This is a genomic window from Clavibacter sp. MX14-G9D (genome assembly GCF_032917815.1).
GTDB classification, from domain to species: Bacteria; Actinomycetota; Actinomycetes; order Actinomycetales; family Microbacteriaceae; genus Clavibacter; species Clavibacter michiganensis_K.
Map to the genome: position 1 here is coordinate 1 of NZ_JAVCVL010000099.1, position 9,556 is coordinate 9,556.

9 protein-coding genes and 1 tRNA gene are annotated in these 9,556 nt (G+C 73.0%); 7 read left to right on the forward strand and 3 right to left on the reverse strand.

The window, feature by feature from the left end; translation table 11 throughout:
• Window positions 1-3: 3 nt before the first annotated feature.
• Together Q6969_RS09295 and Q6969_RS09300 are read right to left on the reverse strand one after the other, a co-directional pair.
• Window positions 4-765: a hemerythrin domain-containing protein gene (locus Q6969_RS09295; protein WP_317230180.1), complete on the reverse strand. Its 762-nt coding sequence runs from the start codon at window positions 763-765 to the stop codon at window positions 4-6.
• Window positions 766-767: 2 nt separating this feature from the next.
• A complete protein-coding gene (locus Q6969_RS09300; RefSeq protein ID WP_317230181.1) occupies window positions 768-1,913 on the reverse strand; it encodes an SDR family oxidoreductase in 1,146 nt (381 codons plus the stop codon).
• A gap of 157 nt (window positions 1,914-2,070) precedes the next feature.
• Between Q6969_RS09300 and Q6969_RS09305 the strand changes: the two genes are divergently transcribed.
• Window positions 2,071-2,916, forward strand: a complete 846-nt coding sequence (locus Q6969_RS09305) for an SDR family oxidoreductase (RefSeq protein ID WP_317230182.1) — start codon at window positions 2,071-2,073, stop codon at window positions 2,914-2,916.
• Between the two features lie 73 nt (window positions 2,917-2,989).
• Here Q6969_RS09305 and Q6969_RS09310 read toward each other — a convergent pair.
• Window positions 2,990-3,076: transfer RNA gene (locus tag Q6969_RS09310), tRNA-Leu, on the reverse strand.
• 199 nt (window positions 3,077-3,275) lie between these two features.
• Between Q6969_RS09310 and Q6969_RS09315 the strand changes: the two genes are divergently transcribed.
• The 6 genes from Q6969_RS09315 to Q6969_RS09340 all read left to right on the forward strand — a co-directional run.
• Window positions 3,276-4,004, forward strand: a complete 729-nt coding sequence (locus tag Q6969_RS09315) for a DUF3662 and FHA domain-containing protein (RefSeq protein WP_317230183.1) — start codon at window positions 3,276-3,278, stop codon at window positions 4,002-4,004.
• Window positions 4,001-4,597 (forward strand): FHA domain-containing protein, encoded by a 597-nt coding sequence (locus tag Q6969_RS09320; protein WP_317230184.1) that lies wholly within the window; start codon window positions 4,001-4,003, stop codon window positions 4,595-4,597. Before Q6969_RS09315 ends, Q6969_RS09320 begins: the two co-directional genes overlap by 4 nt.
• Window positions 4,598-4,601: 4 nt before the next feature.
• A complete protein-coding gene (locus Q6969_RS09325; protein ID WP_317230185.1) occupies window positions 4,602-5,864 on the forward strand; it encodes a protein phosphatase 2C domain-containing protein in 1,263 nt (420 codons plus the stop codon).
• The gene (locus Q6969_RS09330; RefSeq protein WP_317230186.1) at window positions 5,857-7,254 is read left to right on the forward strand and encodes an FtsW/RodA/SpoVE family cell cycle protein; all 1,398 of its coding nucleotides are present in this window, start codon (window positions 5,857-5,859) and stop codon (window positions 7,252-7,254) included. The genes Q6969_RS09325 and Q6969_RS09330 overlap by 8 nt, the downstream gene beginning before the upstream one ends.
• The gene (locus Q6969_RS09335) at window positions 7,251-8,702 is read left to right on the forward strand and encodes a penicillin-binding transpeptidase domain-containing protein (RefSeq protein ID WP_317230187.1); all 1,452 of its coding nucleotides are present in this window, start codon (window positions 7,251-7,253) and stop codon (window positions 8,700-8,702) included. The genes Q6969_RS09330 and Q6969_RS09335 overlap by 4 nt, the downstream gene beginning before the upstream one ends.
• A partial coding sequence (locus Q6969_RS09340) for a serine/threonine-protein kinase (RefSeq protein ID WP_317230188.1) occupies window positions 8,699-9,556 on the forward strand: 858 nt, incomplete at its 3' end. The genes Q6969_RS09335 and Q6969_RS09340, both read left to right, overlap by 4 nt.

The following is a 9,556-nucleotide window of genomic DNA, read 5'->3' on the forward strand; positions in this document are numbered from 1 at the left end:
CGGTCAGGCCGTCGCCGCGGCCGCCCCGCCGGTGCCCACGGCGGCGCCGCCGCCTGCGCCCGCGGAGCGCGTCGACGCGTCCTCCCCTCGGCGGAGCAGCGACAGGTGCTCGACCCGGTGCGCAGCCCGTCGGAGGGCGTCGCCCGCAGTGCCCAGGGCCGGCCGCCAGGCGACCGGCCCGCGGAGCCGCAGGAGGTCGACGGCGTCGCGCGTCCGGTCGATCACCGAGAGCGGCACCGCGGCGAGCGCGTTGCCCGGCGGACGCCGCGACACGACGGGATGCGCGCGCGTCGGCGCGGTCCGGCGCACCACCTCCCACGCGATGCCGAGCAGGCGGAGGTCGCGCACCCGCACCCGCTCCTGCAGGCGCGGGAACAGCTCGTCCTCCTCGTCGCGCACGTCCTCCCGCAGCACCTCGACGAGCCGGTCGAGCAGCGGTGCGCGTCCGGGATCTCCGGACGGCAGGGTCTCCAGCGTCGTGACGATCTCGTTCACCTCCTGGTGCTCGCGCTCGACCTCGAGGGTCAGCTCCTGCCCGTCGTCGAGGACCCGGCGCATGAGCGGCCACAGGACGGACTCCTCGGCGAAGGCGTGCGGGAAGACGAGGCGGTGGATGCGCATCAGCACGAGCGCCTCGTGGTCGCCCTCCGCGCCGCGCAGCTCACGGAGCAGCGCGTCGAGCTGCACGTGGTCGCTCCTCTGGCGGGCGAGGACGCTGAGCGCGCCCCCCAGCTCGCGGGTGGTCTGGTCGGCGACGGACCTCATGCTCATCTCCTCGGGGTCGTGGTGCGGGCGGCGCCCCGCGCGGATCGCGCGGGCAGGGTGCGGGATGCGGCGACCGCGGCCGCGAGGGCGGCGACGCCCAGGGCGATCCCGCGCCGGTGCTCCTGCACCGGCAGGTAGTAGGAGCGGCGCCGCACCCAGCCCTCGTGCGGGCCGCGCTCCCCCGGCCGCGGTGCCGGCTGGTGCAGGCCGCTGTCGCCGGGCGGGCGGGCGGGCCGTCGGGACCGCTGCGACCACAGCATCCAGCGCTCCATGACGAGGTCCGTGAGCCGCGGGGCCACGGCTCCCGCGACGGCCCCGAGCCGGGCCTGCAGGCCGATGTGCAGGTCGCGCGTGGGGTGCTCCGCTGCCCACAGGGCGGCCTCCGCGACGGCCTCGGGCGGGTAGATCATGCCGCGGTGCGCAGGTCGGCGCTCCGCGTGGCTCTGCGCGTGGAGGTCGTAGGGCGTGTCGATGCGGCCGGGGTGCAGGAGCGTCACGCTGATGGGCAGGCCCTGCGCCTCCAGGTCCATGCGGAGCCCGTCGGTCCAGCCGTGCACGGCGTGCTTGACGCTGGAGTACGTGGACTGGAGCGGTGCGGCCCGGTCGCCGAACACGCTCCCCACGGTGATGATCGCGCCGCCGTAGCCCCTGCGCGACCGCAGGTGCGCGACGGCCGCCAGCGAGCCGTGGACGACGCCCCAGTAGTCGGTGTCCATCTGCCGGCGCATGTCCTCGAGCGGCACCCGGTCGGCGAGCCCGAACACGGAGACGCCCGCGTCGTTGATCCACGTGTCGAAGCGATGGTGCTCGGCGAGCGCCGTCGCGGCGATGCGCTCGACGTCCGCCGGGTCGCCCACGTCGGCCACGACCGCGGTCGCGCGGCCGCCGTCGGCGACGATGCCCGCCACCGCCTCGTCCAGCGCCGCGCCGTCCCGCGCCGCCAGCACGACCGCGGCTCCGCGGGCCGCCGCCATGCGCGCGGTCACGAGACCGATCCCGCTCGAGGCGCCCGTGATCACCACGACCTGGTCCTCGAGCGGCAGCAGCGGCGGGCGCCTCCCCCGCGTCCAGAGCGACGCGAGCGGCGCGCCCACGGGCGACGACGACCCGCGGTCCGCGGTCGTCCCGGTCTCCTGGCTGTCCGTCATGGCGCCATCCAACGCGCGGGCTCCCCGCGCGTCCCGGGGCTTGCACTCCTGCCGCGATCCGTGGCAGCGGATCCGTGCACCCCTGTCAACCCCCCAGCCGATGCCGCGGTCCCCGGGTCGGATGGGACGCGAAGGCACCGAGACCAGAGGAGCAGGAATGACACAGCCCGAGCAGCAGCAGGACGTCCCCGGCACCGAGGGCGACCTCACCCCGCAGGCCGACCACGGCGAGGGGACCTACCGCGGTTCCGGCCGACTGGCGGGCAAGGCCGCCGTCATCACCGGGGCCGACAGCGGCATCGGCAAGGCCGTCGCGCTGGCGTACGCCCGCGAGGGCGCCGACGTCCTCATCCACCACCTGTCCGCACAGGAGGACGAGGACGCGGCCGACACCCGGCGCCTGGTCGAGGAGGCGGGCCGCACCGCGGTCGTCGTGCGCGGCGACCTGCAGGACCCGGCGCACTGCCGCGCCGTCATCGCGCAGGCGGTGGAGGCGTTCGGCCGCGTGGACGTCCTCGTCAGCAACGCCGCGTTCCAGATGTCGCGCGACTCGATCGTCGACACCCCCGACGAGGAGTGGGACCGCACGGTCGCGACGAACCTCAGCGCCTTCTTCCACCTGACGAAGGCCGCCGTGCCCCACATGCGGCCCGGCTCCTCCATCATCGGCACCACGTCCGTGAACTCCGACTCCCCGCCGCCGTCGCTCCTCGCGTACAGCGCGACCAAGGCCGGCATCGCGAACATGGTGGGCGCCCTGTCGCAGATGCTCGCGGGTCAGGGGATCCGCGCGAACAGCGTCGCGCCCGGGCCCATCTGGACGCCGCTGATCCCCTCCACCATGCCGGCGGAGGACGTCGCGTCCTTCGGCCAGCAGGTGCCGATCGGGCGCCCCGGTCAGCCGGCCGAGGTCGCGCCCGTGTTCGTGATGCTGGCGAGCGACGAGGCGAGCTACGTCTCCGGAGCGCGCGTGCCCGTGACGGGAGGCGTGCCGATCCTCTGACGGGCGGTCCGGACCCGCGAGGGGACCCCGGACATGCGAGAAGGCCCCCGGGGGAACCGGGGGCCTTCTCTGCTGGTGCGCGAGGGGGGACTTGAACCCCCACGTCCTCACGGACACACGGACCTGAACCGTGCGCGTCTACCAATTCCGCCACTCGCGCCAACCGGAAGACATTATCACGACCGGGGCCCGTCCTCGCGACGCCCCGCGGTCGCGACGGGCGGCGCGGTGCCCGCCGGGGCGCGTCCGGGGCGGGCGATCCGCACCCGTCCTCGGGCCGGTGTCCAGGGCCCGGTCGCCCGAGTTGGCTACGATCTGTCTATTCATCCGCGGAAGGACCGCGCGAGGACGGATCACACGTGGGAATCCTGGACAACTTCGAGAAGGGCCTCGAGCGCGCCGTCAACGGCGCCTTCGTGAAGACCTTCAAGTCCGGCCTGCAGCCCGTGGAGATCGTCGCGCAGCTGCGGCGCGAGCTCGACACGCACGCCGCCATCGTCGACCGCGACCTCATCCTCGTCCCGAACTCGTTCACCCTCCGCGTCTCCCGCGCCGACCACGAGCGCATGGAGTCCATCGGCTCGACGCTCACCGACGAGCTGCGCCAGGCCGTCGAGCGCCACGCCTCCACCCAGGGCTACCAGTTCGCGGGCGTCGTGCAGGTCGCCTTCCGCCGGGACGACCAGCTCTCGGAGGGCGTGCTCGAGATCGACACCCGCACCGTCGAGGGCAGCGTCACGTGGACGCCCGTCGTCGACGTCGCCGGCGTCCGCCACCCCCTCGCGGTCGGCCGGACGGTCATCGGGCGCGGCAGCGACGCGGACATCACGGTCGACGACCCGGGCACCTCGCGCCGCCACGTCGAGATCGCGTGGGACGGGAGCCGTGCCCAGGTGCGCGACCTCGGCTCCACGAACGGCTCCGAGCTGAACGGCGCGCCGGTCACGAAGGCGCCCCTCCCGCCGGAGTCCGTCATCCGCATCGGCCGCACCGCCATCACCTTCCGCGTCGTGCCCCAGGCGGCCGAGGAGCGCGGGCGCGACGCCGGCCGTCCCCGCCGGGACGACGGGTTCTGGGGAGCGTCATGACCGAGCTGACCCTCCTCGTCCTCCGCCTCGCGTTCCTCGCGGTGCTGTGGCTCTTCGTCTTCGGGATCGTGTACGCCCTCCGCTCCGACCTGTTCGGCCAACGCGTGCGGAAGCTCCGCGAGGAGTCGGGCCCGGCGGGCGGATCCCCGTTCCCGCAGTCCCCGTACGCGGCGTCCGCGGCCGCCGCGCCTCCCCGCGCGGCGCAGCCCGCGCAGCCCGCGCAGCAGCCTCCGCCCATCTCGACCATGCCGTCCGGCGCCAACTCGGGTGCCGTCCCGTCGCGCGCGAAGGCCACCACGTCCACCGCGCGCCACCTGGTCATCACCTCGGGCGCGAAGGCGGGCACCGAGATCCCCCTCGGCACGGAGCCGCTCACCATCGGGCGCTCGAGCGAGTCGGGGCTCATGATCCGGGACGACTACACGTCCACCCACCACGCGCGCCTGCTGCTCTGGAACGACGAGTGGATGATCCAGGACCTCGACTCGACCAACGGCACCTTCCTCGACGGCAAGCGCGTGAGCGTGCCGACGCAGGTGCCGCTCGACACGCCGATCCGCATCGGCGCGACCAGCTTCGAGCTCAGGCGGTAGCGGCGTGGCGACAGTGACGCAGGCCGCTGCCGTCTCCCACGTGGGCAAGGTCCGGTCGAACAACCAGGACTCGGGCTACGCGGGGCGGAACCTCTTCGTCGTCGCCGACGGGATGGGCGGGCACGCGGGCGGCGACGTCGCCTCCGCGGTGGCCCTCACCCGCATCGTCGAGGCCGACAAGGCCTACGCCTCCGCGCACGACGCGGAGTTCGCCCTCCAGGCGGGCCTCGTCGCGGCCAACCAGCTCCTCGCCGAGACCGTGTTCGAGCACTCCGAGCTCACGGGCATGGGCACCACCGTCAGCGCGCTCGCGCGCGTCGACCGCCATGTCGCGATCGCCCACATCGGCGACTCGCGCATCTACCTCTTCCGCCGCGGCGAGCTCAGCCAGGTGTCCGCCGACCACACCTTCGTGCAGCGCCTCGTCGACAGCGGGCGCATCACCCCCGAGGAGGCGCTGGTCCACCCGCGCCGCTCGGTCCTCATGCGCGTGCTCGGCGACGTCGACGCGGCTCCGGAGGTCGACACCCAGGTCCTCGACACGCACACGGGCGACCGGTGGCTCCTCTGCTCCGACGGCCTCAGCAGCTACGTCACCGAGGAGCGGATCACCGAGATCCTCGCGGCCGCGGGCACGCCCGAGACCGTCGCCGACGCGCTGGTGAAGGAGTCGCTCGACCACGGCGCCCCCGACAACGTCACCGTCGTGGTGGTCGACGTCCTCGACGAGGACGACGACGCCGCCGCGTCCCGCCCCGATCCCGTGCCCGTGCTCGTCGGATCCGCGTCGCAGCCCCTCGCGTTCGGCGACGAGCCGTCGAAGCGCGCCGTGCGCATCCCCTCGCTCCTCCTGCACCCGCTGCGCGCCACCACGGCCGCTCGCGACGCGCAGTTCGAGCCCGAGTCGGACCAGTACCTCGAGGCCCTCATCGCCGAGGACCGGCGCCGGGCGCTCCGGCGCCGGGTCACGTGGCTCGTCGGCGTCGCGCTGATCCTCGCAGGCCTCGTGCTGGCCTGCGTCCTCGGCTACCGCTGGACCCAGTCGCGCTACTACGTGGGCGAGGCCGACGGCACGGTCGCGGTCTACAACGGCGTGCAGCAGACCATCGGCCCGATCGAGCTCTCCCACGTCTACGCCCGCACCGAGGTGCGGGTCGACGACCTCCAGCCGTTCTACCGCCAGCAGGTCGAGCAGACCATCAACGCCGACTCGCTCGCGGGCGCGCAGGAGATCGTCAACCGGCTGCAGGAGGCCGCGGGTGGCTAGGGCCGGCGTGGCGGACGCGCCCGCGCGCGGCCGCGAGCGCGCCGCCAAGGTCCCGCGCATCCGGGTGCCGCGCCGCCTCCGCAACCTCGAGCTCGCGCTGGTCGTGCTGGCGTCCGTCATCAACGGCGGCGCCCTCTATCTCGTGCAGCTCGGCGCGCTCGGCGCCTTCGACCAGAGCTTCTTCCTGCCCGCCACGGGCCTCGCGGTGCTCGTCCTCGGAATGCACGTGGCCCTGCGCTGGCTCGCGCCGGATGCGGATCCGTTCATCCTGCCCATCGCGACGGTGCTCAACGGCCTCGGCCTCGCGGCCATCTACCGCCTCGACCTCGCGGGCGGCTACTCCGGCTGGGAGAGCGTGGCCGTGCGCCAGATCGTCTGGTCCGGCCTCGCGATCGTGTGCGCGCTCGCGGTCATCGTGCTGCTGAAGAACCACCGCGTCCTGCAGCGCTACCGCTACATCGCCATGTTCACGGGCCTCGTGCTGCTGCTCCTGCCGATGCTCCCGGTCATCGGCCAGAACATCAACGGCGCCCGCGTGTGGATCCACATCGGCGGGTTCTCGTTCCAGCCCGGAGAGATCGCGAAGATCTGCCTCGCCGTCTTCTTCGCCGGCTACCTCGTCACCGCGCGCGACAGCCTCTCGATGGTGGGCGTCAAGGTGCTCGGGATGCGGTTCCCGCGCATCCGCGACCTCGGTCCGATCCTCCTGGTGTGGGCGGTCTCGATGAGCGTCCTCGTCTTCCAGCGCGACCTCGGCACGTCGCTGCTCTACTTCGGCCTCTTCATCGTCATGACGTACGTCAGCACCGGACGCATCGGCTGGGTCGTGCTCGGCGCCGTGCTCTTCCTCGGCGGCGCGTACGGCGCGAGCACGCTCGGCTACGTCGGGGGCCGCGTCGACGCGTGGCTGAACCCGTTCGACCCGGCCGTCTACGACGCGCAGGGCGGCAGCTACCAGCTGGTCACGGGCCTGTTCGGCATGGCCGACGGCGGCCTGTTCGGGCAGGGGCTCGGCAGCGGCAGCCCCCAGCTCACGCCGCTCGCCAACAGCGACTTCATCCTCGCGAGCCTCGGCGAGGAGCTGGGCCTCACGGGCGTCTTCGCGATCCTCGCCCTCTACCTCCTGCTCGTCTCGCGCGGCTTCCGCATCGGGTTCGCCGGCCAGGACGACTTCGGCAAGCTGCTCGGCATCGGCCTGTCGTTCGTCATCGCGCTGCAGGTCTTCATCGTCATCGGCGGCGTCACGCGGGTCATCCCGCTCACGGGCCTCACCACGCCGTTCATGGCGGCGGGCGGGTCGTCGCTGCTCGCCAACTGGATCATCGCGGCGCTGCTGCTGCGCCTGTCCGACACCGTCCGCAACCAGCCCCGATTGGTGGTCGAGTCGTGAACCGCGAGCTGAAGCGCGTCTCCGTGTTCGTCCTGGCCATGTTCGTGGCCCTCTTCGTCGCGGCGTCGATCATCCAGGTGGTCTCGGCGCCCGCCCTGCAGGCGGATCCCCGGAACTCCCGCACCATCCTCGCCAGCTACTCCGCGGAGCGCGGCGCCATCCTCGTCGACGGCACCCCCATCGCCTCGTCGGTCCCGGTGGACGACCAGTACGAGTTCCTCCGCACGTACGCGCAGCCCGACCTCTACAGCGCGGTCACCGGGTACTACACGCTCGGCCAGGGCTCCACGGGCATCGAGGCCTCGATGAACGACGTCCTGAGCGGCACGAGCGGCACGCAGTTCTTCGACAGCCTCACCCGCACGTTCACGGGCCAGTCCCCGAAGGGCGCGTCGGTCGAGCTCACCCTCGACCCGGTGGTGCAGCAGGCGGCCTACGACGCGCTGGGCGGGTTGCAGGGATCCGTCGTCGCCATCGAGCCCTCCACCGGCCGCATCCTCGCGATGGTCTCCACCCCCGGGTACGACCCGAACGCGCTCGCGTCGCACGACCGGGACGCCGTGAAGCAGAGCTACGCGTCGCTGCTGGCCGACCCCGCGGATCCCCTCATCGACCGGGCGGTCGACAGCCTCAACCCGCCCGGGTCGACGTTCAAGCTGGTCGTGACCGCGGCCGCGATCGAGTCCGGCGAGTACACGCCCGACTCCCTGCTCCCCAACCCGGCCACGTTCACGCTGCCGGGCACCGGCACGGTCATCACCAACGCGGGCGAGGGCGCCTGCGGCAGCGAGCCGGAGGTGAGCCTCGCGACCGCGCTGCGCCTCAGCTGCAACATCCCGTTCGCGCAGCTCGGCATCGCGCTCGGATCGGAGCGGATCGCCGACATGGCCGACGCGTTCGGCTACGGGCGGTCGATCGAGGTCCCCATGGCCAGCGCGAAGAGCGTCTTCTCCCCCGACCTCGACGACGCGCAGACCGCGCAGTCGGCCTTCGGCCAGCTCGACGTCCGCGCCACGCCGCTCCAGACCGCCATGGTCACCGCGGGCATCGCGAACGGCGGCGACGTCATGCAGCCGAGCGTCGTCGACAGCGTCCTCAACCCCGACCTCAGCGAGCTCTCCGGCTTCATCCCCCGCCGCTTCGCCGATCCGATCTCGAAGGAGACCGCCGACACGATGACCCGGATGATGATCGACAACGTCGAGAGCGGCGTCGCCACGAATGCGAGAATCGGGGGCGTCGACGTGGCCGGCAAGACGGGCACCGCCCAGAACGGCGCGGACGACCCCTACACGCTGTGGTTCACCGGCTTCGCACCGGCGGAGTCGCCGCAGGTGGCGGTCGCGGTCCTGGTGGAGGACGGCGGCGGACGAGGACGATCGGGCTCGGGGAACACCCTCGCCGCGCCGGTGGCGAAGAGAGTGATTGAGGCGGTGCTGGACAGATGAGACCCACGAGCGGACTGACCTTCGGAGGGCGTTACCAGCTGGGCGATCGCATCGCCATCGGCGGCATGGGCGAGGTGTGGGAGGCCACCGACCTCGTCATCGGGCGCAAGGTCGCCATCAAGATCCTCAAGGACGAGTACCTCGGCGACCCCGGCTTCCTCGAGCGCTTCCGCGCCGAGGCCCGGCACGCCGCGCTCGTGAACCACGAGGGCATCGCGAACGTCTTCGACTACGGCGAGGAGGACGGCAGCGCGTTCCTCGTGATGGAGCTGGTCCCCGGGGAGGCCCTCTCGACCATCCTCGAGCGGGAGCGCGTGCTCTCCACCGACAAGGTCCTCGACATCATCGCCCAGACCGCGCTGGCGCTCCACGCGGCCCATCAGGCCGGTCTCGTGCACCGCGACATCAAGCCGGGGAACCTGCTCATCACGCCCGACGGCCGGGTGAAGATCACCGACTTCGGCATCGCGCGCATCGCCGACCAGGTGCCGCTCACCGCCACGGGCCAGGTCATGGGCACCGTGCAGTACCTGTCCCCCGAGCAGGCGAGCGGGCACCCCGCCTCGCCGTCGACGGACGTCTACTCGATGGGCATCGTCGCGTACGAGTGCCTGGCCGGGCGCCGTCCCTTCACGGGCGAGTCGCAGGTCGCCATCGCGATGGCGCAGATCAACGAGCAGCCGCCCGAGCTCCCGGTCACCGTGGCGGAGCCCGTCCGCAACCTCGTCATGTCCTGCATCGCGAAGAAGCCGGCCGACCGTCCGCAGAGCGCCGCGCACCTCGCGCGCGCCGCGCAGGCGCTCCGCCGCGGCGACGTGGCCACCGCCACCATCGCGGTCGCGGCCGTCGCCGGC